General features: G+C 61.5%; 19 protein-coding genes and 1 pseudogene. 7 read left to right on the top strand and 13 right to left on the bottom strand.

Going from position 1 to position 23,075, the window contains the following annotated elements:
- Window positions 1–240 precede the first annotated feature (240 nt).
- The 3 genes from PSEEN_RS16540 to PSEEN_RS26695 all read left to right on the top strand — a co-directional run bounded on the left by PSEEN_RS16540 (window position 241) and on the right by PSEEN_RS26695 (window position 3,550).
- Entirely contained in the window at window positions 241–1,557 is a 1,317-nt protein-coding gene (locus PSEEN_RS16540; RefSeq protein ID WP_011534695.1) for an APC family permease, read from the top strand.
- Between the two features lie 82 nt (window positions 1,558–1,639).
- A complete protein-coding gene (locus tag PSEEN_RS16535) occupies window positions 1,640–2,803 on the top strand; it encodes an AAA family ATPase (protein ID WP_011534694.1) in 1,164 nt (387 codons plus the stop codon).
- 48 nt (window positions 2,804–2,851) lie between these two features.
- Entirely contained in the window at window positions 2,852–3,550 is a 699-nt protein-coding gene (locus PSEEN_RS26695) for a hypothetical protein (RefSeq protein WP_011534693.1), read from the top strand.
- Between the two features lie 353 nt (window positions 3,551–3,903).
- Here PSEEN_RS26695 and PSEEN_RS16525 read toward each other — a convergent pair whose 3' ends face one another.
- From PSEEN_RS16525 to gloB, 12 genes and pseudogenes are all read right to left on the bottom strand, one after another.
- A complete protein-coding gene (locus tag PSEEN_RS16525) occupies window positions 3,904–4,251 on the bottom strand; it encodes a DUF3757 domain-containing protein (RefSeq protein WP_011534692.1) in 348 nt (115 codons plus the stop codon).
- Between the two features lie 361 nt (window positions 4,252–4,612).
- Window positions 4,613–5,053 (bottom strand): annotated as a pseudogene (locus PSEEN_RS16520) (GNAT family N-acetyltransferase); the annotation flags it as partial.
- Window positions 5,054–5,227: 174 nt separating this feature from the next.
- Complete coding sequence (locus tag PSEEN_RS16515; RefSeq protein ID WP_011534690.1) at window positions 5,228–5,497, bottom strand: DUF3077 domain-containing protein; 270 nt, start codon at window positions 5,495–5,497, stop codon at window positions 5,228–5,230.
- Between the two features lie 141 nt (window positions 5,498–5,638).
- On the bottom strand, window positions 5,639–5,884 hold the full coding sequence (locus tag PSEEN_RS16510; RefSeq protein ID WP_011534689.1) for a hypothetical protein: 246 nt from the start codon (window positions 5,882–5,884) through the stop codon (window positions 5,639–5,641).
- Between the two features lie 456 nt (window positions 5,885–6,340).
- Window positions 6,341–8,167, bottom strand: coding sequence for an ATP-binding protein (locus tag PSEEN_RS26225; protein WP_011534687.1), 1,827 nt, complete (start codon window positions 8,165–8,167; stop codon window positions 6,341–6,343).
- 163 nt (window positions 8,168–8,330) lie between these two features.
- Window positions 8,331–9,941, bottom strand: a complete 1,611-nt coding sequence (locus PSEEN_RS16505) for an ABC transporter ATP-binding protein (RefSeq protein WP_011534686.1) — start codon at window positions 9,939–9,941, stop codon at window positions 8,331–8,333.
- Between the two features lies 1 nt (window position 9,942).
- Window positions 9,943–10,962 (bottom strand): ABC transporter permease, encoded by a 1,020-nt coding sequence (locus PSEEN_RS16500; RefSeq protein ID WP_011534685.1) that lies wholly within the window; start codon window positions 10,960–10,962, stop codon window positions 9,943–9,945.
- A 1-nt stretch (window position 10,963) separates the two neighbouring features.
- Complete coding sequence (locus tag PSEEN_RS16495) at window positions 10,964–12,037, bottom strand: microcin C ABC transporter permease YejB (protein WP_011534684.1); 1,074 nt, start codon at window positions 12,035–12,037, stop codon at window positions 10,964–10,966.
- A gap of 1 nt (window position 12,038) precedes the next feature.
- Window positions 12,039–13,871 (bottom strand): extracellular solute-binding protein, encoded by a 1,833-nt coding sequence (locus PSEEN_RS16490; protein ID WP_011534683.1) that lies wholly within the window; start codon window positions 13,869–13,871, stop codon window positions 12,039–12,041.
- Window positions 13,868–15,700 carry an extracellular solute-binding protein gene (locus tag PSEEN_RS16485; RefSeq protein ID WP_011534682.1) on the bottom strand — a complete coding sequence of 611 codons (1,833 nt, stop codon included), beginning with the start codon at window positions 15,698–15,700 and terminating at the stop codon, window positions 13,868–13,870. Before PSEEN_RS16485 ends, PSEEN_RS16490 begins: the two co-directional genes overlap by 4 nt.
- 234 nt (window positions 15,701–15,934) lie before the next feature.
- Window positions 15,935–17,365, bottom strand: coding sequence for a lytic transglycosylase domain-containing protein (locus PSEEN_RS16480; RefSeq protein WP_011534681.1), 1,431 nt, complete (start codon window positions 17,363–17,365; stop codon window positions 15,935–15,937).
- A gap of 100 nt (window positions 17,366–17,465) precedes the next feature.
- On the bottom strand, window positions 17,466–18,245 hold the full coding sequence (gene gloB / locus PSEEN_RS16475) for a hydroxyacylglutathione hydrolase (protein ID WP_011534680.1): 780 nt from the start codon (window positions 18,243–18,245) through the stop codon (window positions 17,466–17,468).
- Between the two features lie 80 nt (window positions 18,246–18,325).
- Here gloB and PSEEN_RS16470 point away from each other — a divergent pair, with 80 nt between their 5' ends.
- The 4 genes from PSEEN_RS16470 (at window position 18,326) to PSEEN_RS16455 (ending at window position 22,844) form a co-directional block, all read left to right on the top strand.
- Window positions 18,326–19,105 carry a class I SAM-dependent methyltransferase gene (locus PSEEN_RS16470; protein ID WP_011534679.1) on the top strand — a complete coding sequence of 260 codons (780 nt, stop codon included), beginning with the start codon at window positions 18,326–18,328 and terminating at the stop codon, window positions 19,103–19,105.
- A 7-nt stretch (window positions 19,106–19,112) separates the two neighbouring features.
- Window positions 19,113–19,559, top strand: a complete 447-nt coding sequence (rnhA, locus tag PSEEN_RS16465) for a ribonuclease HI (RefSeq protein WP_011534678.1) — start codon at window positions 19,113–19,115, stop codon at window positions 19,557–19,559.
- Between the two features lie 160 nt (window positions 19,560–19,719).
- Window positions 19,720–20,475, top strand: coding sequence for a DNA polymerase III subunit epsilon (dnaQ, locus tag PSEEN_RS16460; protein WP_011534677.1), 756 nt, complete (start codon window positions 19,720–19,722; stop codon window positions 20,473–20,475).
- Between the two features lie 128 nt (window positions 20,476–20,603).
- Window positions 20,604–22,844, top strand: coding sequence for an Orn/Lys/Arg family decarboxylase (locus PSEEN_RS16455; protein WP_011534676.1), 2,241 nt, complete (start codon window positions 20,604–20,606; stop codon window positions 22,842–22,844).
- Here PSEEN_RS16455 and PSEEN_RS16450 read toward each other — a convergent pair.
- Window positions 22,828–23,046 carry a hypothetical protein gene (locus PSEEN_RS16450; RefSeq protein ID WP_011534675.1) on the bottom strand — a complete coding sequence of 73 codons (219 nt, stop codon included), beginning with the start codon at window positions 23,044–23,046 and terminating at the stop codon, window positions 22,828–22,830. The two genes, PSEEN_RS16455 and PSEEN_RS16450, sit on opposite strands and share 17 nt — an antisense overlap.
- Window positions 23,047–23,075 lie beyond the last annotated feature (29 nt).

Genomic DNA, 23,075 nt, shown 5'->3' with positions numbered 1-23,075 from the left:
TAGGAATCCGCACGGGGATCCGCATACTGGCCCTGCACCTTGTAGGCGTGGGCTAGCCCCGCGATCACCGGCAAAGCCGGTGCCTTCCCCCGAGTAACTTGCTGTGCACGCCGTCCCTGCGCCCCCGCGCAGCCAGACCGGCTGGGCAATTTCCTAGAACAATCACAAGAGGATGACCCATGGCTCATTTCGCTCACGGCCCGGCCCGTGGCATCGCCCCTGCGCGCCAGGAGGCCACTCATGCCTGACGCCACCCCCGCAAAACTTTCCCTGACCTCCCTGACTGTCTTCGGCCTGGCCTACATGTGCCCGAGCCTGGCCATGGTGATCTTCGGCGTGATCTCCGAGCGCAGCGACGGCATCGCCCCCAGCGCCTTCCTGCTGGCCACCGGCGCCATGCTGCTGTCGGCCCTGAGCTACGCCAAGCTGTCGCGCCTGTTCCCGGTGTCCGGCTCGGCCTACTACTACGCCAAGCGCCTGCTCGGCCCCGGCTGCGGCTTCGTGGTCGGCTGGGCGGTGCTGCTGGCCTACCTGTTCATGCCCATGGTCGCCTGGCTGCTGCAGTCGGTGTTCCTCAACGCCCAGTTCCCGCAGGTGCCCACCTGGGGCTGGCTGCTGATCAACATCGGCCTGACCACGGCGGTGACCGTCAGCGGCATGACCCTGACCGACCGTTTGAACAAAGTGCTCACGGTCTTCAGCGTGGCCCTGGTGCTGCTGTTCATTGGCTACTGCCTGCGCTATGTGGCCGGCCAGCCCCAGGTCGGCTTCACCCACCCCGTATGGAACGAACACAGCACCTTGACCGGCCTTACCGCCGCCGCCGCCATCGCCGCCTATTCGTTCCTCGGTTTCGACGCCGTGACCACCCTGGCCGAGGAGGCCGAACAGCCCAGGCGCGACATCCCCCGTGCGGTGCTGCTGGTGATCAGCGTGGGCGGGCTGCTGTTCACGGCGGTGGCCTACCTGATGCAACTGAGCCACCCCGGTGGCCAGTTCGCCGACCCAGAGACCGCGACCTACGCACTGTCGATCAAGGTGGGCGGGCAGTTCTTCGCCGACTTCGTCAACCTCGGCGGCATCGTCGCCGGCTTCGCCTCGTGCCTGGCAGTGCAGGTCAGCGCCAGCCGCTTGCTGTACTTCATGGGCCGCGAAGGCGTGCTGCCGCCGCGTTATTTCGCCAAGCTGCAGGGCAGGGCGCGCACGCCGGTGTTCAACCTGCTGCTGATTGCCGGGCTGGGGTTGATCGGGATCGGCGCGGATGTGAGCTCGGCCGCTTCGCTGATCAACTTCGGCGCGTTCCTGGCGTTTGCGGCGGTGAATGTCTGCGTGATCGCGTACTACCGGCGTGAGCGGCGCAAGCAGCGGTTGAGTGGGGTGGGGTTCGTGGTGTTTCCGCTGCTGGCGATTGGGGTGAACCTGTATCTGCTGTCGCTGTTGAGCACGGTGGTGATACTGGCCGGGGTGGCTTGGCTGGTGTGTGGCGGGTTGTACTTGATGTGGCTGACGGCGGGGTTCAGCAAGCCCACGCCGGGGCTTATGGAGGTTGAGTCTTGAGGTGATGCGCAAGCCACTGCGGCTTTACACGGAATTACTCCAGGCCAATAATTATTGGAATCTCATAATTCAGGATAAACCCATGGCTGACATTTTCCTGCGCCCGGAACTGGCGGCCGATATGGCCAGGCAACTGCTCAAGCCCTCTGCGCTGGATATCGGCCTGCGTTCCGGGTTGTTCCTGTCCGGCCTGCGCCGGACGGGCAAGACCACCTTCCTCAAGAACGATCTGATCCCGGCCCTGGAGGCACAGGGCGCACTGGTGATCTACGTCGACCTGTGGAGCGACACCCAGACAAGCCCGGTGAAGCTGGTGCTGGCTGCCGTGCGCAAAGCCCTGCTCGAACTGCAGACACCGACCTCGTCGTTCATGCAGCGTCTCAGGCGCGTGCGTGGCGCCGAGGTGGAGCTGGCCGGTTTCAAATTCGGTTTCAACCTCGATACCCTGGGTGAAGCAGGCGGCGTGACACTCGCCGAAGCGCTGACCGAAGCGGTGGACCAGGCCAAGGCGACTGTCGTGCTGATCGTCGACGAAGTGCAGCATGCCATCACCACAGAGGACGGGCAGCAGATGATGCTGGCCCTGAAGGCCGCACGTGACGCCATCAACCCAAGGCCCGCGACGCCTGGGCATTTCCTGTTCATTGGCACCGGCTCGCACCGGGCCATGGTCAACGAGCTGACCGCCCGGCGTAACCAGGCGTTTGCCGGCGCCACCAACGTGGCTTATCCGGTGCTGGACGAGGGCTATGTCGCGTTCTGGCTCCAGCGGCTCGCCGCAGATGGCCTCGACAACCTGCCCTCGCTGGAGGTGGCGACCGAGGCGTTCAAGACACTGGGCAGCCGGCCTGAAGAGTTCATCCGTGCCCTGCGGCAGTTGATTCACTCGCCCAGCCTCGGTTCCGGGGCGGATGTGGTGCTGCCGGTGATTGCGGCCACGCTACGCTCGGCGGCGGCCGACCTGGAACTGATGAAGGTCGAGGAACTGGGTGTACTGGCCCAGGCCATTTTCGCCCGGATCGCCTCCGTGGATGGCGAGACGCGGGGCGTGTTTTCCAGCGAGGCGGCGGGGGAGTATTCGACGTTCGTGGGGCGTGAAGTGCGGGTGGAGGAGATCCAGCCGGTGGCCAATGAGTTGCTGGCGGCGAACCTGATCATTCGCCGGGGGCATGGCCTGTATGGCGTGACCGATCCGTTCGTGCAGGAGATCTGGCGGGAGCGCCAGGCGATGCTGGGCAAGCGTTGAAAAGATTAATGGGGACCGTTTTTTACTTTATTAATTGGGGAAATATATATGCTGTCGCTTCCTTTTCATGGCGTAATTTTGCTTGAAAAGTCTGAGAAAAATTTGACGGACGACGGGGCTGTGCACGTTGCATTGTGTGCGATGGCGGTAGAGGCTTTTCTTCAAGACTTCAAGAGTTTTTATCAGTCCGTTTCAAAACCACGTCCTTACTCAGTTCCACGTACTTTGTTCAAGCCTGCGGAAACCAGATTTTTTGGTGGTGGGCTTCTAGTTGGCGAGACAATGGAGTACATCCAGCGTGATGAACGGTGGTTGATGGCATTGCTTGATGGGCTAGAGAAAGAAGGGCTGAAGGCAAAATATGAAAAGCTGCTGATCGCTTTGGTGCCTGGGTGGAAGGAAGGTGAGGATGAGGTATTTAAAAATCTCAGTCGGTTGGTAAAATTGCGAAATAGCCTTGTTCATATAAAGTCGGATGAGCTTGAGCTGGATGAAGAGCAGAATGTAAACAAGCCGCCTAGAGAAATTTTGGAGCTTCAACGGCTTGGCGTGATTGGTAGCGATAGAAGTACTGTTTCTTGGATTTTTATGCTTGACGATGCTCGATTGGTGAAGTGGGCTAGAGTGACAGCAGTGAAGATCATCAAGGCTGTCCTAGAAAGTGCTCCAGATTTGCCTGTCACGAGTGTTTTCAGGGATAGCTATATTTTTGAGATCGATAGTCTAAATTTTGAAGTTCCGACCTAGGCTTTTTGATTTGGGCATAATGCTGTGTATGGATCGCTGTGTCGCGCTTGCGACTTTTTGGTAGGTCAAAATGCTATGTTGCTATTATTTGCCTCCGACTCTGTACTAAGATTGCTCATGACAGCCTGTCTCAATATTCAAGTCCAGCGTTTGTTGCAATTGTTTAGTCGAAAAACTACCTAATGTCCTGTCTCGGAAGTACGTTCTCTTTTGGCGAGTGGCTTGGATGTCCGACCAAGGCGCCGCGACGAGTCATAGCAGGGCTATGGCGAGGAGTGGCAACGTCGGCCGGGCGCCCAAGACTCCGCCAAAAGTGAACAGCTTATTTCCGAGACAGGATGCTAGCTGACGGCCTACTTGAATGCACAGGCGTCCACATCAGATGCTGTGCATTCACCGTCTTCCCAGCCATCTCCCGCCGTTTGTCTGGCGCCGGACAAGGTCAGACTGACACCACTTTTATTCTCGCCTTTGTATCGGCAAATCACTGATTTCTCAGTGACCTTCGCGGTGAAGAACTCGAAGCTGCCGAGGTCCTCTTCACTGGCCATCGGGTTATCGCCCTCCCAGCCGCCTGGGGCGCTGTAGGCGTAGCCTTGACCGTCTTCTTTTTGAGTGATGCTTGAAACACTTGGGCAGGTGGCGGCAACGGCGTTACCCACCATGAACAAAGCCAGCAAGGCAGTTCCGATCGTACGCATGACAGCTATTCCTTCAGCAGAATTGGGAAACTCATCATGTGATGCGGGAATTGCACCGTGCTACTGGCAAAAATATCAGGTCAGTGGGCCGGGTATAGGCGGTTGGTGTGCCAGAGGACCGTGAAGGAGGAGTGCCTCATTCGTAGCCCAGCTTTAACAACTGGGCCTGAGCTGCCAGTTTGTCCATCGCTCCACGGCTGGCCTCGTCTCGCTTGTCCTTGTAGGCAATCAGCTCGGAGAACGCGATAGCCCGTTCACCTTCAGCGCTGGTATGGGGGATTGCTCCCTCATCCAGCAGCTTCGCCAGATGCTCGCAAGAAACGTTAATCGCGAGGGCCGCCGCCGTCATGGTCAGCGTGGACTTTTCCATGACAATGGTGCGTTCCACGCCATGGAATTCATCACGAAGCTTCCGATACCCCAACCGCGCGTAGAACCCTTGGGCGGTGATGGACGAAGGAACGCGCAGTGCCGTGACACCTGCCCTGATCGCTGCAGCATGAACGGCCTCCATCAACCGTTTGCCGACACCTGTCCGATGATGGATTGGAGCGACGAACACTGTCCTGACAACCTCGCCATCCAGGCTTGCCGTCCCTAGCAATTCGTTTTGGTTGACTGCTACGAATACCATTCGGCTATCGAGCAATGCACTGACCGCCGCAGGTGAAAAGCTCTGCTCGACCTGGGCGATCACCTCTGCCGGGTAATCCTGCGAGTTGGATTCGCGCAATGCCGTGATCACGATGCGGCTGATGGCTTCTGCGTCTTCGCGCTGAGCGCGGCGGATATGACATTCCATGGAGACATCCCGAATTTATGCCCAAAGCCTAGCCGGTGTAGGAGCGGCCTTGTGTCGCGAAAGGGCTGCGTAGCAGCCCCAGCAATCTTCGCAACACATCAGAAACCTGGGGCCGCTTTGCGGCCCTTTCGCGACACAAGGCCGCTCCTACAGGGTCCGCGTTTACCTGTGAAGTCAGTGTTTCATCCCCAACTCCGCATCATCCATCAGCGCCTTGGCTAGCGCGCTCAGGTAATACGACGCCCAGATCAACTGAGGCTTCTCCTCCATGATCCCGGTGATGGTCAGGTCGCACACGCAGCCCATCAACTCCGAAGCCTGTTCCCGTGCGTGTTGGCACGGGATGCCGGGTTCGATGCAGAACAGCGGGTCGGTATGCTTTTCACCCTGGTAGAACTTGGTCTTGCCCACGGTGGTGTGGGGCGTGGTGTCGTCTGTGCTCATGCCTCAATCTCCCTGAAATCTTCGGTGCCTGGGCGGGCCCATTCGCCGGCAAGGCCGGCTCCTACAGGCAAATCGCGTCCCTCGTAGGAGCCGGCCTTGCCGGCGAACAGGGCCCGCCCAGGCAACTCACGACATACCGGCTTAATGCAACGTCCGAGGCTCCACCTGCGGCATCTGCACCTGAATCAACGCCGATTCGAGCAGCACCCGAAGCGCCTCCATTTCATGCATCGCGGCCATGACCAGAATCGACACGGGCGACTTGGGATGCAGCAGAACAGCCTGATGCGCCACGGTCTGCGCACACAGGGCGTACTCGGTGGCCTGGATGATGGTGTCTTCGAGGGAGTGGTGGTTGTGGGGTGGATCGGGAACTATCTTCAGCATGGTTTTGTGCCCTTTGATGGGGCCGCTACCGGACTGCTGTCAAACAGGTAGGTGGCAGCTATGCATAGGTTGACAGACCGGCGGACACAAAAACCGGCGCACGCAAGCGTGCCCCATGCACAGCCGCCATAGAGGGCAAGCAGTGCAGGTGTCGCGTCGCGGCCTGTCAAAGCCGATCGCTGATTTGCAGCGACCTGCCGAGACTAGAGCGATGACAGGGCGATCGCAACGGAAAATAGGAGGTCCGATTATCTTTGGGAAATGGACTACAAAAAAGAGGCTAAATCTGATTCCTTACAGGTCGAAGAGATTTCGGCCAGATTGCTACGTGTGATGGGCGCGTAGTTCGCTCGAAGACGGGCCGGAATATTTATTTGCCTCGGTTGGTTAACGGCCGCTGCTGTTTAGAAGCGGCCAATACTCTTGATTGAAAAAATATGTAATTCAGATCTAAAGTCATCGTAACATTTGGCCAATTCTTCTGAACCAACCTTCCACCTCGCCAGCCGGATCTCTCTGTTGAATCATGGCGGCTGTCATGCAAGGAAATGCTTTGTTTGCAAGAAGTTTTTTTGCTGTTGAGTCCCTCATAGGAGCACCAAAACCTTGCTGGAGTGAATACGCTTCTGAAAATACTTTTGGCGTGGCTTTTCCGTTAACTGGCTGGTCTGTTACCTGGATGTTTACACCAAAAGCTTGAGCAATAGCCGTTGAGTGGAGATAGCTTTCTATCTCGTGCTTCAAGGTTATGGCTCCCCAGGATCCATCGGTCCGTTGATTTATTTGGGTCACGGAGTCTCTGTAGTCCGCAACGTCTCCATCATAGATGTGGACTTCTGGCTTGTTTAATGTTCTTAGATAATGTTGATTTACCCAGTGTTGAAGAGTAGAGCCGCCTAGTACAACAAAGGCAACGCGCTCTTCGGTGTCTAGATTTACTAAGTTTTGGTCCGCGCTGTGTAGTGCTTTGCTTAGTGCTTTAATGCACGCCACATCCGTTGGGCCCTCTACGCAAAGTAAAACCTGAACTCTGCTATCAGGCGTGACGCCTAACGCCTCCGCTACAGGTCCATAAGCATCTGCTCCGATAGAAATAATTGGTTTGTTAGTCTCTGAGCATCTAGTGACAAATCGTATGCTGTCGCTTGGTAGCTGAGCTGCGAAACCAGGACTGTGTGTTGTTAGTATGACCTGACAGCCTGGTTCGGTTGAGAGTGACTTGAATGATTCAATCAACAGTCTTTGATTGTTGGGGTGTTGCGCGGTTTCCGGCTCTTCGATGGCATAAATGATACTGCGGCGGCTTCCACTTTTCAGTCGTCGCTCTGCTTCGGCCTTGAAGAAGCTTACGAGTACCAATCGACGCACGCCGCTTCCACGTTTGTTTAGGGGTATCCCTGAGTCAGTGTTTAAACCGATTGAAAATAATCCTGTCCATTTGGCGGGAGAGGGGGCACTGAATTCTGGTGTCAGTTCGTTAGCTAAGTTAATGTCAAGGGTTTTAAGCGCTTCGTGGGTTCTGTGGGCTATTTCTTCCGCTTTTTCTTGTACTTTCTTTTGGATGTTGGCTATATCATCTTGGACTTCAGCTATTGCTGCGGAAATTGCCGCTTTCATCGGGCTCTGGACTTCTGTGTCAGAGTCACGGCTACTTCTGTCACTTTGGAACAAAGCAAATAAAGGCAGATGAATTTCAATTTGTTCCCAAATTCGCTTTGTATCCTCTTTGGCTTTGCCTGTGGGTATCGCTGTTTCTGAAAGTTGGAGATCTCCGGCTGCGGCCCATAAGGCTTTGCGCATGCCTGGATTGCCTTTGAGAGGAGTGTCCAGTTTTAGCTCTTTTATCCTTGCTTGTAGATCCTTCTCTTTAAGTTCGAGTAGATTTTCAAATCCTTTTGTTGATGGGTGTTGGGCAATTATAAAGATTTCTTCGGTGACTTTTTTGTTGTTGCAATTAAATATTTTTTGAATCTTTAGGGTGCCTTCTGAAGAGAGAAGGTACTCCTCTGATAGGGAGGTTTCAGCTCCCGAGTCTAAGCTTATAGGGGTTGGCAGGTTTTCAAATTCGCAGCATATCTCTACAGATTTATCCTCTGAGGAGATGTTGGCGTCGCCTTGTTCTATGGTGATGGTTTCGTTGTTGAAAAATATCTCTAAAGCCTCAAGAATTGAAGATTTGCCTATATCGTTTTTCCCGATAATGGTAGTGAGGTCTTCAATTGGGATGGTTACTTTTTCCGAATAGCAGCGAAAATTTTTTATCGCTATTGTCTTAAGTCTCATGGATCCCTCGCTGAGAAGTAAGCTGTTCGAAATTTTTTGCTATTTACTATATGGGTGGTTTGTGGTTTTGGGGCGATTGCCGATGGCAAGTTTTTAGCTTTCGATTTCCATAGGATAGCTATTGTTGGCTAGCTTTCAATGCGGTACGCCCCTTTTTTGTCAATCAAGCAGATGGCGCACTCTCCAAAAACGCCGCTTGCAACAACTGCCTCGTATACCCATGCTTCGGCTCATGAAATATAGCCCCCGCATCCCCCTGTTCCACCACCTGCCCATGCTTGATCACCATCAACTGATGACTCAACGCCTTCACCACCGCCAGGTCATGGCTGATGAACAGGTAGGTGAGGTTGTACTTAACCTGCAAATTCCGCAGCAACTCAACCACCTGCCGCTGCACCGTCCGATCCAGCGCCGAGGTAGGCTCATCCAGCAAAATCAACGCAGGCTTCAACACCAACGCCCGGGCAATCGCAATCCGCTGCCGCTGCCCCCCAGAAAACTCATGGGGATACCGATGGCGCGTCCGCGGATCCAGCCCCACTTCCTCAAGCGCCGCGATAATCGCCGCTTCCTGCTCAGCCGGCGTGCCGATCTTGTGAATCCGTAATCCTTCGCCAACGATATCCGCCACGCACATGCGCGGGCTCAGGCTGCCAAAGGGATCCTGAAACACCACCTGCATCTCCCGCCGCAGCGGCCGCACGGCCTTCTGGTTCAGCCCTTCAAGATTCTGCCCATGGAAGCGAATACCACCCTGGCTGGAAATCAACCGCAGGATGGCTAGTCCCAAGGTGGACTTGCCCGACCCACTCTCGCCAACGATCCCGAGCGTCTGCCCCTGTGGCAGGCTGAAGTTCACCCCATCCACGGCCTTTACATGGTCTACGGTCCGGCGCAGCAGCCCCTTCTTGATCGGGAACCACACCTTCAGGTCCTTCACCTCCAGCAACGGCGCCCCTTCGGCATTCGCGGCAGGCGCGCCGCTGGGCTCGGCGTTGATCAGCATCTGCGTATACGGATGCTGCGGCTTGCTGAACAGCGTGGCGCAATTGGCCTGCTCGACGATCTTGCCGCACTGCATCACGCACACGCGGTGGGCGATGCGGCGCACCAGGTTGAGGTCGTGGCTGATCAGCAGCAGGGCCATCCCCAAGCGCGCTTGAAGCTCCTTGAGCAGGTCGAGAATCTTCAACTGCACGGTCACGTCGAGCGCCGTGGTGGGCTCGTCGGCGATCAACAGTTCGGGCTCGTTGGCCAGGGCCATGGCGATCATCACCCGCTGGCGCTGGCCACCGGACAGCTCATGGGGCAGGGCTTTCAGGCGCTTCTTCGGCTCGGGAATACCAACCAGCTCCAGCAGCTCCAGCGTGCGCGCCGTGGCGGCCTTGCCGGTCAGCCCCTTGTGCAGCAACAGAATCTCATTGATCTGCTTCTCGATGCTGTGCAGCGGGTTCAGCGAGGTCATCGGCTCCTGGAAGATCATCGCAATGCGGTTGCCGCGAATCCGTTGCATGGGTTTCTCGCCCAGGTGCAGCAGGTCCTTGCCGCCGTACTGGATGGTGCCGGAAGGATGCCGCGCCAGCGGGTAGGGCAGCAGGCGCAGAATCGAATGCGCGGTCACCGACTTGCCCGAGCCGCTTTCACCGACCAGGGCCAGGGTCTCGCCCTTGCGGATGTCGAAGCTGATGCCGTCGACCACGCGGTTGACCTGCTCGCCAGTGACGAACTCCACCGCCAGGTCGCGGACTTCGATCAGGGTGTCTTGGCTCATGTCATTTCCTCGGGTCGAAGGCGTCGCGGGCGGATTCGCCGATGAATACCAGCAGGCTCAGCATCACCGCCAGCACGGCGAAGGCGCTGATGCCCAGCCAGGGGGCTTGCAGGTTGGACTTGCCCTGGGCCACCAGCTCGCCCAGCGACGGCGAGCCGGCAGGCAGGCCGAAGCCTAAGAAGTCCAGGGCGGTGAGGGTGCCGATGGCGCCGGTGAGGATGAACGGCATGAAGGTCATGGTCGAGATCATGGCGTTGGGCAGGATATGCCGGAACATGATCGGGCCGTTGCGCATGCCCAGCGCGCGGGCGGCGCGCACGTACTCGAGGTTGCGCCCACGCAGGAACTCGGCACGCACCACGTCCACCAGGCTCATCCACGAGAACAGCAGCATGATGCCCAGCAACCACCAGAAGTTGGGCTGCACGAAGCTGGCAAGGATGATCAGCAGGTACAGCACCGGCAGGCCGGACCAGATCTCCAGGAAGCGCTGGCCGGCCAGGTCCACCCAGCCGCCGTAGAAGCCCTGCAAGGCGCCGGCGATCACGCCGACGATGGAGCTGGCGATGGTCAGCGTCAGGGCGAACAGCACCGAGATACGGAAGCCGTAGATCACCCGGGCCAGCACGTCGCGGCCCTGGTCGTCGGTGCCCAGCAGGTTGTCGGTGGAGGGCGGCGCGGGGGCCGGCACCTTCAGGTCGTAGTTGATGCTCTGGTAGCTGTAGGGGATCGGCGCCCACAGCACGAAGGCGTCCTTCTTCTCCAGCAGCTCGCGGATGTACGGGCTCTTGTAGTTGGCCTCCAGCGGGAACTCGCCGCCGAAGGTGGTCTCGGGGTAGCGCTTGAAGGCGGGGAAGTACCACGCGCCGTCGTAGCGCACGGCAATCGGCTTGTCGTTGGCGATGAACTCGGCGCCCAGGCTCAGCACGAACAGCACCAGGAAGATCCACAGCGACCACCAGCCGCGGCGGTTGGCCTTGAAGCGCTCGAAGCGCCGGCGATTGAGGGGGGACAGGGCCATGTCAGTGCTCCCGGCTGGCGAAGTCGATGCGGGGATCGACCAGGGTGTAGGTGAGGTCGCCGATCAGCTTCACCACAAGACCGAGCAGGGTGAAGATGAACAAGGTGCCGAACACCACCGGGTAGTCGCGGTTGATCGCCGCTTCGAAACTCATCAGGCCCAGGCCGTCGAGGCTGAAGATCACCTCGATCAACAAGGAACCGGTGAAGAAGATGCCGATGAACGCCGAGGGGAAGCCGGCGATCACCAGCAGCATGGCGTTGCGGAACACGTGGCCGTACAGCACCCGCGAACGGCTCAGGCCCTTGGCCTTGGCGGTGACCACGTACTGCTTGTTGATCTCGTCGAGGAAGCTGTTCTTGGTCAGCAGGGTCATGGTGGCGAAGTTGCCGATCACCAGCGCGGTGATGGGCAGCACCAGGTGCCAGAAGTAGTCGAGCACCTTGCCGGTGGTGCTCAGCTCGTCGAAGTTGTTGGAGGTCAGCCCGCGCAGCGGGAACCAGTCGAAGTAGCTGCCGCCGGCGAACAGCACGATCAGCAGGATGGCGAACAGGAATGCGGGGATGGCGTAGCCGACGATGATCGCCGAGCTGGTCCACACGTCGAAATGGCTGCCGTGGCGCACGGCCTTGGCGATCCCCAGGGGGATCGACACCAGGTACATGATCAGCGTGCTCCATAGCCCAAGCGAGATGGACACGGGCATCTTCTCGGCGATCAGGTCGATGACCTTGGCGTCGCGGAAGAAGCTGTTGCCAAAGTCCAGCTGGGCGTAGTTCTTGACCATGATCCACAGCCGCTCGGGCGCCGACTTGTCGAAGCCATACATGCGCTCGATCTCGGCGATCAGCGCCGGGTCCAGGCCTTGCGCGCCGCGGTAGTTGGAGCCGGCCACCGACACTTCGGCGCCGCCACCGGCAATGCGGCTGGTGGCACCGTCGAAGCCTTCGAGCTTGGCGATCATCTGCTCGACCGGGCCACCAGGGGCGGCCTGAACGATGATGAAGTTGATGATGAGGATGCCGAACAGGGTCGGGATGATCAGCAGCAGGCGCCGCAGGATATAGGCCAGCATGTCAGTGGGCCTCTTCTGCGGCTGGGGCTGTGCTCACGGCGGGCGTCACGTTGGGTTTGATCCACCAGGTGTCGATGCCGATGTCGTACTTGGGCGACACAGCGGGGTGGCCGATGTGGTTCCAGTAGGCCACGCGGGAGGTCTTGATGTGCCAGTTGGGGATCACGTAGTAGCCCCACAGCAGCACCCGGTCCAGGGCGCGGCAGTGGTCAACCAGGCTCTGGCGCGAATCGGCGTTGATCAGTTCTTCAACCAGTTGGTCGATGGCGGGGTCGCGCAGGCCGATGAAGTTGCGGCTGCCGGGGTTGTCGGCGGCGGCGCTGTTCCAGTACTCGCGCTGCTCGTTGCCGGGCGAGTTCGATTGCGAGAAACCGCCGACGATCATGTCGTAGTCCCGCGAGCGCAGGCGGGTGATGTACTGCGACACGTCCACGCGGCGGATCTCGAGGTTGATGCCCAGGTCCGCGAGGTTGCGCTTGAACGGCAGCAGCACGCGCTCGAACTGGGTCTGGGCCAGCAGGAACTCGATGGTCAGCGGCTTGCCGTCCTTGTCGACCATCTTGTCGTCGACGATCTTCCAGCCGGCTTCCTGCAACAGTTTGTAGGCCTGGCGCTGCTGGTCGCGGATCATGCCGCTGCCGTCGGTGACGGGGTTGTGGAAGGCGCTGTTGAACACCGCGTCGGGCACCTTGCCGCGCAGCGGTTCGAGGATCTTCAGTTCGGCGGGCGTGGGCAGGCCGCTGGCGGCCATCTCGGAGTTCTCGAAGTAGCTGCCGGTGCGGGTGTAGGCGCCGTTGAACAGCTGCTTGTTGGTCCACTCGAAGTCCATCAGCAGGCTGATGGCCTGGCGCACGCGGGCGTCCTGGAACATGGGTTTGCGCAGGTTGAAGATGAAGCCCTGCATGCCCACCGGGTTGCCGTTGGGGATTTCTTCCTTGATCAGCCGGCCGTCGCGCACGGCGGGCACGTCGTAGGCGGTGGCCCAGTTCTTCGCGCTGACTTCCAGGGCGTAGTCGAACTGGCCGGCCTTGAGCGCTTCGAGGGCGACGGTGTTGTCGCGGTAGGAGTCGAAGGTCATCACGTCGAAGTTGTAGAAGCCGCGGTTGATCGGCAGGTCCTTGGCCCAGTAGTCCTTCACGCGCTCGTAGCGGATCGAGCGGCCGGCCTTCACCTCGGCGACCTTGTACGGGCCGCTGCCGAGCGGTATTTCCAGGTTGCCACGGTTGAAGTCGCGGTTTGCATACCAGTGCTTGGGCAGCACCGGAAGTTGGCCGAGGATCAGCGGCAATTCGCGGTTGTTGGTGTGCTTGAACTTGAACAGCACCTTGAGCGGGTCTTCGGCGACCACTTCGGCGACGTCGGCGTAGTACTGGCGGTACAGCGGCGCGCCGTCCTTGATCAGGGCGTTGAAGGTGAACACCACGTCCTCGGCGCGCATCGGGTGGCCGTCGTGGAAGCGCGCCTCGGGGCGCAGGTAGAAGCGCACCCAGCTGTTGTCGGGGGCCTTTTCGATCTTGCCGGCCACCAGGCCGTACTCGGTGAAGGGCTCGTCCAGGCTCTGGCGCATCAGGGTGTCGTAGATGCTGCCGACGTTGTCGGCGGGCACGCCCTTGTTGATGAACGGGTTGAGGCTGTCGAAGCCGCCGAAGCTGGACTGGCGGAAGGTGCCACCTTTGGGGGCGTCGGGGTTGACGAAGTCGAAGTGCTGGAAGTTGGCCGGGTATTTCGGCGCTTCGCCATACAGCGTCAGGGCGTGTTGCGGGGCGGCAACGGCCGGGAGCGTGAGGCAGGCCAGCAGCAGGCTGGCGGCCAGGCGGCGCAGGGTCGGCGTCATTTGGCTTTCTCCGAAGTCTTCTTGATCCACCAGCTGTTCAGCCCGAGGGTGTAGGGCGGCGTGGTGACGAAGGCGAACCGGTTGCGGTAGGCCAGGCGGTGATTGTCGAGGTACCAGTTGGGGATCATGTAGTACTGCCATGAGAGCACGCGGTCCAGGGCGCGCGCGGCGGCGATCTGGTCATCGCGGCTGCGGGCGGCGAGCAGGGTGTCGAGCAGGTGGTCGACCACCGGGTCCTTCACGCCAGCATAGTTCTTGCTGCCCTTGGTGGCGGCCTGGCTTGAGTGGAAGTACAGCCACTGTTCGAGGCCCGGGCTCAGGGTCTGGTTCAGGGTCATCAGGATCATGTCGAAATCGAACTGGTCGAGCCGTTGTTTGTACTGGGCGCGGTCGACTGTGCGCAAGCGCGCGTCGATGCCGATGCTGGCCAGATTTTCGACATAAGGTTGCAGGATGCGTTCGAGGTTGGGGTTCACCAACAGCAGTTCCATGCGGAACTGCTGGCCCTTGCTGTCCACCAGGCGCTGGCCGTTGAGCTTCCAGCCGGCCTGGGCGAACAGGTCGAGGGCCTGGCGCAGGGCCGGGCGGCTGATGCCGCTGCCGTCGGTGTGGCTGACCTGGTAGGGCTGGGTGAACAGCTTTTCGGGCAACTGGTCGCGGAACGGCTTGAGCAGCAGCCACTCCTTGCCGGTGGGCAGGCCGCTGGCGGTGAACTCGCTGTTGGGGTAGTAGCTGGTGGCGCGCCGGTAGGCGCCATTGAACAGGGCGCGGTTGGTCCATTCGAAGTCGAGCATCAAGCCCAGCGCCTGGCGTACCCGTGGGTCGCTGAACGCGGCACGGCGGCTGTTCATGAACAGGCCTTGGGTCTGCGTGGGGATCTGGTGCGGGATCTGCGCCTTGATCACCTCGCCCCGGCGCACGGCGGGGAAGGTGTAGCCGTTGGCCCAGTTCTTCGCTTGGTGCTCGATATAGATGTCGAATTCGCCGGCCTTGAACGCTTCGAAGGCCACGGTGGCGTCACGGTAGAACTCGTATTCGACGCGGTTGAAGTTGTACTTGCCGCGGTTCACGGCCAGGTCCTTGCCCCAGTAGTCCTTGACCCGCTCGAACACCACGCGCCGGCCCGGTTGCACCTCGGTGATGCGGTAGGGGCCGCTGCCCAGCGGCGGCTCGAAGGTGGTGGCCTTGAAGTCGCGCTTGGCCCAGTAGTGCTTGGGCAGCACCGGCATTTCGCCCAGGCGCAGGATCAGCAGCGGGTTGCCGGCGCGCTTGAACACGAAGCGGATGCGCAGCGGGTTGAGGATGTCGACCCGGGCCACTTCCTGCAGGTTGGTGCGGTAGATCGGGTGGCCGTCCTTGAGCAGGGTGCGGTAGCTGAAGGCGACGTCGGCGGCGGTGATCGGCGTGCCGTCGTGGAAGCGCGCTTCAGGGCGCAGGTTGAACACCACCCAGCTGCGATCCTCGCTGTACTCGACCGAGCGGGCGATCAGGCCGTAGCTGGAGGTGGGTTCGTCGCCAGAGGGGTCGTACATGCCGGTGCCGACCATCAGCGTCTCGTTCAGCTCGCTGATGCCGTACTGCAGGAAGTTGGGCGTGGTGACCGGGCTCGAACCCTTGAACGTGTAGGGGTTGAGCGTGTCGAAGGTGCCGAACGCCATGGCCCGCAAGGTGCCACCTTTCGGGGCTTGCGGGTTGACCCAGTCGAAGTGGGTGAAGGTGGCCGGGTACTTGAGCGTGCCGAACTGCGCGTATCCGTGGCTTTCGCTCACCATCGCGACGGCGGGGAAGCTCAAGGCCAGGCTGAGGGACAGCAGGAGGGGACGTATCACGTCGGCATCCGATCCAGAGGGCGTTGGGCTTGGTCGGGGTACAGTAACAGCTTGTCTGGAATGGAAAAAGGGTGCGAGTCGGCTGGAGGGAATTGGCTTATTGGGGCTGCTATGCAGCCCTTTCGCGACACAAGGCCGCTCCCACAGGAGCTGCGCCAGCCTGAAGGTTTGCGCATCTCCTGTGGGAGCGGCCTTGTGCCGCGAAAGGGGCGCAAAGCGCCCCCAGGACTCACATCAATGCGACAGGTAGACGGTCAGGGTCTGGCCCGGCTTGAGGGCATGCCCGCTGCGCGGGTTCCAGCGCTTGAGGTGCTTCATCTCGACATTGAAACGCTTGGCGACCAGATAGTACGAATCGCCCTGGCGTACCTTGTACTGGGTGGCGCGCTGTTTCGAATCGGCGGTGCGGTTGGCCGCCGGGCTTGGGGCGTTGCCGCCGCGCAGGGCGAGCACCTGGCCGACCTTCAGGCTCTTGCCGGACAGGCGGTTCCAACGCTGGATATCCTTGACCGCCACGCGGTTGGCCTTGGCGATGCTGCCCAGGTTGTCGCCACGCTTGACCCGATAGCTGCGCGAAGCCGGCGCCTTGTTCTCGGCGAGCGCGGCCTGGAACACGGCCTTGTTCGGTTGCAGGCTGACCAGTTCCTCGGGCTTGAGGTTGGACATGCGGTCGGTCAGCAGTTGCGCCTTGGCGGTGGGCACCAGCAGTTGCTGCGGGCCGTCCACGGTCATGCGCTTCTTGAACGCGGGGTTGAGCTGGATCAGCTCGTCTTCGTCGATGTCGGCGAAGGCCGCCACGCGCGACAGGTCGAGGCGGTCGTTGATGGCGACGGCTTCGAAGTAGGGCTCGTTGGCGATCGGGTTCAGGTTGATGCCGTAGGCATCCGGCGTGCTGACCACCTGCGACAGGGCCAGCAGCTTGGGCACGTAGTCGCGGGTTTCCTGCGGCAGCGGCAGGTTCCAGTAGTCGGTGGGCAGGCCCAGGCGCTCGTTGCGCTCGATGGCGCGGCTGACGGTGCCTTCACCGGCGTTGTAGGCGGCCAATGCCAGCAGCCAGTCGCCGTTGAACATGTCGTGCAGGCGGTTCAGGTAGTCCAGCGCAGCGTTGGTCGATGCGGTGATGTCGCGGCGGCCGTCGTAGAAATTCGTTTGACGCAGGTTGAAGTGGCGCCCGGTGGACGGGATGAACTGCCACATGCCGGCGGCATGCGCGCGCGAGTAGGCCATCGGGTTGTAGGCGCTCTCGATGGCCGGCAGCAGCGCGAGCTCCAGCGGCATGTCGCGTTCTTCGAGGCGCTCGACGATGTAGTGCAGGTAGAGGCTGCCGCGCTCGCCGGCGTTCTCGAGGAACGACGGGTTGCTGGCGAACCACAGGCGCTGCTGCTCGATACGCGGGTTGACGTCGATGCCGTCCTGCAGGGCGAAGCCCTGGCGCATGCGTTCCCAGACGTCCTGGGGCGGGGCCTGCTCCTTCGGTTTGACTGCCAGGGGCGCGGGCTTGTGCTTGATCCGCGCCTGGTAGTTGTGCGCGCGAACGCTGTCTGCTTCGTCGAGCTGACGGGTGCTCTGGCAGCCGACCAGGGTGGCGGCCAGCGCCAGTGCACTGATCTGGGCCAGTCGCGTCAAAGCGACCGAATGAGAGGTTCTGCGGCTACGGGAAGACATCGGCTGGGACGGGTATCCGGGCAAAAAAGTTCGGCGATTCTAAAAACCGGCCCCGGCCTGGTCAACCTTTGCGCTTATGGCGCGATATATCTTGAGGTTATCAAAAGACGTCTTTCCAAGACCTCAAGGCAGCAAAAACAGAGGCTTGGGTGGGGTTGGAATGCCCCTTCCATTCGTCTGCTTTTTGTTTAACGGATATTTCAGCTGTGCGAAGAAATGGATTCGTCTGGCGCTCGATACCGATGGTCGAAGGCAGGCTGATACGGTTGTCGGCACGCAGTTGGGTGACCGCTTCGAAGCGTTGCTGCACCGGCTCGCTGTGCGGCTCGACGGCCCTGGCGAAGCGCAGGTTGCTCAAGGTGTACTCGTGGGCGCAGTACACCTGGGTCTGCTCGGGCAGGGCGGCCAGGCGCTGCAGCGAATGGTGCATCTGCTCCGGGGTGCCCTCGAACAACCGGCCGCAGCCGGCGGCGAACAGAGTGTCGCCACTGAACAGTAGCGGCGTGGGCGATTGCGCAGTGTAATAGGCGATGTGCCCGAGGGTGTGGCCGGGCATGGCCAGGACGTCGAACGCCAGGCCCAGCACGTGTACTTGCGCGCCGTCCTCGAGGGCGATGTCGCGGGCCGGGATACGCTCGTTGGCCGGGCCGAACACTTGGGCGCCGGTGGCGTGCTTCAGGGCTTCGACGCCACCGACGTGGTCGTGGTGATGGTGGGTGACGAGGATCGCCTCCAGCACCCAGCCGGGATGCTTGCCCAGCCAGGCGAGCACCGGGGCGTCGTCGCCGGGGTCGACCACCGCGCAGCGGCGATTGGCAGTATCCTGTAACAACCAGATGTAGTTGTCGGAGAAAGCGGGTAGGGCGTCGATCTGTATCATGGTGCGGATTCGCCAAGCCTGGACATTGAGGGCATCTTAGCCGCGATGGCGCGGCCGGAGAACCTTCGAGGGAGAACGCAATGACCGACCAAGCCTTCGCCCAGGCCGACCCCGACTGGGTCGAACTGATCAGCCTGGCCCGCGACTGGTTCGAGGGCCCTCTTGGGCAGTTGATGCTCAAGGAAGAAGAAAAGTTGCTCGAAGAAGAGCTGCGGCGTTTCTTCGGTGGTTACCTGGTGCACTACGGCCCCTGCGCCGAACCCCCGCCCAGCGCCCCTCAGGTACAGCGCAACGTGCGCCTGGGGGCGCCGCTGCCGGGGGTGGAGATCGTCTGCGAAGAGCAGGCCTGGCCGCTCTCGGAGCACGCCGCCGACGTGGTGGTGTTGCAGCATGGCCTGGATTTCAGCCTTTCACCCCACGGGCTGCTGCGCGAGGCGGCCAGCGCCGTGCGCCCGGGCGGGCACCTGCTGATCGTCGGGATCAACCCCTGGAGCAGTTGGGGCATTCGCCACCTCTTCAGCCATGGCGCCTTGCGCAAGGCCCGCTGCATCTCGCCGTCGCGGGTCGGCGATTGGCTCAACCTGCTGGGCTTCGCGCTGGAGAAACGCCGATTCGGGTGTTATCGTCCGCCGCTTGCCTCACCGGCCTGGCAACAGCGCCTGGCCGGCTGGGAGCGGGTGGCCGGGGGCTGGCAGAGCGCCGGTGGCGGTGTCTACCTGCTGGTGGCGCGCAAGATGGTGGTCGGCCTGCGGCCCCTGCGCCTGGAGCGCCGCGAGCCCATGGGCAAGCTGCTGCCGTTGCCGCTGGCCAAGGTCAACCGCACGGCGAGCAATCCCGATACTGACAAGCACTTAACATGAGTGGTACATGAGCGATAGCGTCGAGATCTACACCGATGGTGCCTGCAAGGGCAACCCTGGCCCGGGCGGCTGGGGTGTGCTGATGGTTTTCAAGGGCGTCGAGAAGGAGTTGTGGGGCGGCGAGCGCGAGACCACCAACAACCGCATGGAGCTGATGGCCGCGATCGAAGGCCTGAAGGCACTCAAGCGTGAGTGCGAGGTGGTGCTGACCACCGACTCGCAGTACGTGATGAAGGGCATCAACGAGTGGATGGTCAACTGGAAGAAGCGCGGCTGGAAGACCGCCGCGAAGGAGCCAGTGAAGAACGCCGACCTGTGGATGGCCCTCGATGAGCAGGTCAACCGGCACAAGGTGACCTGGAAGTGGGTGCGTGGGCACATCGGCCACCCGGGCAACGAGCGGGCTGATCAGCTGGCCAATCGTGGGGTCGACGAGGTGCGGGCGCAGCGTTGATCGCAAGGGGCTGCGGTGCAGCCCATCGCGGCTGAAGCCGCTCCTACCCGGATCCGCGCGGTCTCTGTAGGAGCGGCTTCAGCCGCGATGGGCCGCAAAGCGGCCCCGATTCCGGTATACTCCCGCGCCATATTCAAGCAGCGCAAGTTGGAGTCACCCCGTGGAGCAGCAGCAAGATCAACGGCTGGTCATTCTCGATACCGAAACCACCGGTATGCCGGTGGGCGATGGCCACCGCATCATCGAGATCGGTTGCGTCGAGGTCATGGGCCGGCGCCTGACCGGGCGGCACTTCCACGTCTACCTGCAACCGGACCGCGAGAGCGACGAGGGCGCCATTGGCGTCCACGGCATCACCGACGCGTTCCTGGTTGGCAAGCCGCGCTTCGGTGACGTGGCCCAGGAGTTCTTCGAGTTCATCGAGGGCGCCACCCTGGTCATCCACAACGCGGCGTTCGATGTTGGCTTCATCAACAACGAGTTCGCCCTGCTGGGCCAGCACGATCGCGCCGACATCTCGCAGCACTGCAGCATCCTCGACACTCTGATGATGGCGCGCTCGCGCCACCCAGGGCAGCGCAATAGCCTCGACGCGTTGTGCAAACGCTACGGCATCGACAACTCCGGCCGTGAGCTGCACGGTGCGTTGCTCGACTCGGAACTGCTGGCCGACGTCTACCTGGCAATGACCGGGGGGCAGACCAGCCTGTCGCTGGCGGGCGATGGTGCGCAAAGTGAAGATGGGCAGGGCGGCACGGGCAGTGAGATCCGTCGGATTAGCGGGCGTGCGGCCGGTCGGGTGATCATGGCCAATGAGGAAGAACTGCAAGCTCACGCCGAACGGTTGGCGGCCATCGCCAAGTCGGCGGGTGGGCCGTCGATGTGGCAGGCATTGACCGAGCCTGCCGCCAGTTGATGTGAAGGCAGTACCGGCCCTTTCGCCGGCAAGCCGGCTCCTACGAGATCTCTGTAGGAGCCGGCTTGCCGGCGAATGGGCTTGATCAACTACCCTGTGGGAAAAGCCCCCGCAGAGGTAGCCGCCCGATGTACAAGGACCTCAAGTTCCCGATCCTCATCGTCCATCGCGCGATCAAGGCCGACAGCGTCGCCGGCGAGCGGGTACGGGGCATCGCCGACGAACTGGCCCAGGACGGCTTCGCCATCCTCGCCGCCGCCGACCAGGCAGAAGCCCGCCTGGTCGCCGCGACCCACCACGGCCTGGCCTGCATGCTGATCGCCGCCGAAGGCGCCGGCGACAACTCCCACCTGCTACAGAACATGGCCGAGCTGATCCGTCTGGCCCGCTTGCGTGCGCCCAACCTGCCGATCTTCGCCCTGGGCGAGCAGGTCACCCTGGAAAACGCCCCGGCCGAGGCCATGGGCGAGCTCAACCAGTTGCGCGGCATCCTCTATTTGTTCGAAGACACCGTGCCGTTCCTCGCCCGCCAGGTGGCGCGGGCCGCGCACAATTACCTCGACGGGCTGCTGCCGCCTTTTTTCAAGGCGCTGGTGCAGCACACCGCGCAATCCAACTATTCCTGGCACACGCCGGGCCACGGCGGTGGGGTGGCCTACCGCAAGAGCCCGGTGGGGCAGGCGTTCCACCAGTTCTTCGGCGAAAACACCCTGCGCTCGGACTTGTCGGTGTCCGTGCCGGAGTTGGGCTCGCTGCTCGACCACACCGGCCCCCTGGCCGAAGCCGAGGCCCGCGCCGCGCGCAACTTCGGCGCGGACCACACCTTCTTCGTCATCAACGGCACCTCCACCGCCAACAAGATCGTCTGGCACGCCATGGTCGGGCGCGACGACCTGGTACTGGTGGACCGCAACTGCCACAAGTCGGTGGTGCACGCGATCATCATGACCGGGGCGATTCCGATCTACCTGTGCCCGGAGCGCAACGAACTGGGGATCATCGGGCCGATTCCGCTCAGCGAATTCAGCCCGGCGTCGATCCAGGCGAAGATCCAGGCCCACCCGCTGGCCCAGGGGCGCACGCCGAGGATCAAGTTGGCGGTGGTCACCAACTCCACCTACGACGGCCTGTGCTACCACGCCGGGCTGATCAAGCAGACCTTGGGCGCCAGCGTCGAGGTGCTGCATTTCGACGAGGCCTGGTTCGCCTACGCCGCCTTCCACGATTTCTTCGAAGGCCGTTACGCAATGGGCACGCCGCGGGCGGCGGACGATCCACTGCTGTTCAGCACCCACTCCACCCACAAGCTGCTGGCCGCGTTCAGCCAGGCGTCGATGATCCATGTGCAGGACGGCGCGACCCGCCAGTTGGACCGCGACCGTTTCAACGAAGCGTTCATGATGCATATCTCCACCTCGCCGCAGTACAGCATCCTCGCCTCGCTGGACGTGGCCTCGAGCATGATGGAGGGGCCGGCCGGGCGTTCGCTGCTGCAGGAGATGTTCGACGAGGCCCTGAGCTTTCGCCGGGCGTTGGCCAACCTGCGCCAGCACCTTGCGGCGCAGGACTGGTGGTTCAGTATCTGGCAGCCGCCGGCCACGGAGCGCCTGGCGGCGGCGGACTGGGTGTTGCAGCCGGGGGCGGACTGGCATGGTTTCGGCGAGGTGGCTGACGACTACGTATTGCTCGACCCGCTCAAGGTAACCCTGGTGATGCCAGGGCTCGATGCCGGGGGCAAGTTGGGCGAGCAGGGCATTCCGGCTGCGGTGGTCAGCAAGTTCCTCTGGGAGCGCGGCCTAGTGGTGGAGAAGACCGGCCTGTACAGCTTTCTGGTGCTGTTCTCGATGGGCATCACCAAGGGCAAGTGGAGCACCTTGCTCACCGAATTGCTGGAGTTCAAGCGCCATTACGATGGCAACACGCCGCTCGACCAGTGCCTGGCCAGCGTGGTGGCGGTGCAGCCGACGCGTTATCGGGGGTTGGGCCTGCGCGACCTGTGCGACCAATTGCACGCCTGCTATCGCGCCAATGCCACCGCCAAGCAACTCAAACGGTTGTTCACGCGGTTACCCGAGGTGGCCATGAGCCCGGCCCAGGCCTATGACCGGATGGTGAAGGGGGAGGTGGAGGCGGTGCCGATCGAACAGCTGCTGGGGCGGGTTTGCGCCGTGATGCTGGTGCCCTATCCGCCGGGGATCCCGCTGATCATGCCGGGCGAGCGTTTCACCGAGGCGACCCGCTCGATCCTCGACTACCTGGCGTTTGCCCGGGCCTTCGACCAGGGCTTCCCGGGCTTTGTCGCCGATGTGCACGGCCTGCAGCATGACGGGCCGCTGTACACGGTGGATTGCGTCAGGGAATGCGGATGATCTCGACGCCGGTCTGGGCCAGCTCGAAGCGGTCCTCGCCCAGGTGGTTGACGCGGTCGCCGATGGCCAGCCGGTAGGTGGTGACGGGCGCGCCGAGGGTGCTGCCGTCGGCCTGGAGGGTGGACTCCTGGAACTCGTGAACGGGGTAGATACGGCCTTCGGCGTCGCGGGCGTGGAACTGGCCGACCATTACTGCTGCCATTTTGAGTGGAAACCTCGGAAACGTGTAGG

Origin of the sequence: Pseudomonas entomophila L48, from assembly GCF_000026105.1 — a bacterium.
Taxonomy (GTDB): domain Bacteria; phylum Pseudomonadota; class Gammaproteobacteria; order Pseudomonadales; family Pseudomonadaceae; genus Aquipseudomonas; species Aquipseudomonas entomophila.
Note: the sequence above shows the minus strand (reverse complement) of the source record. Positions and strands in the feature narration are given on the sequence as shown.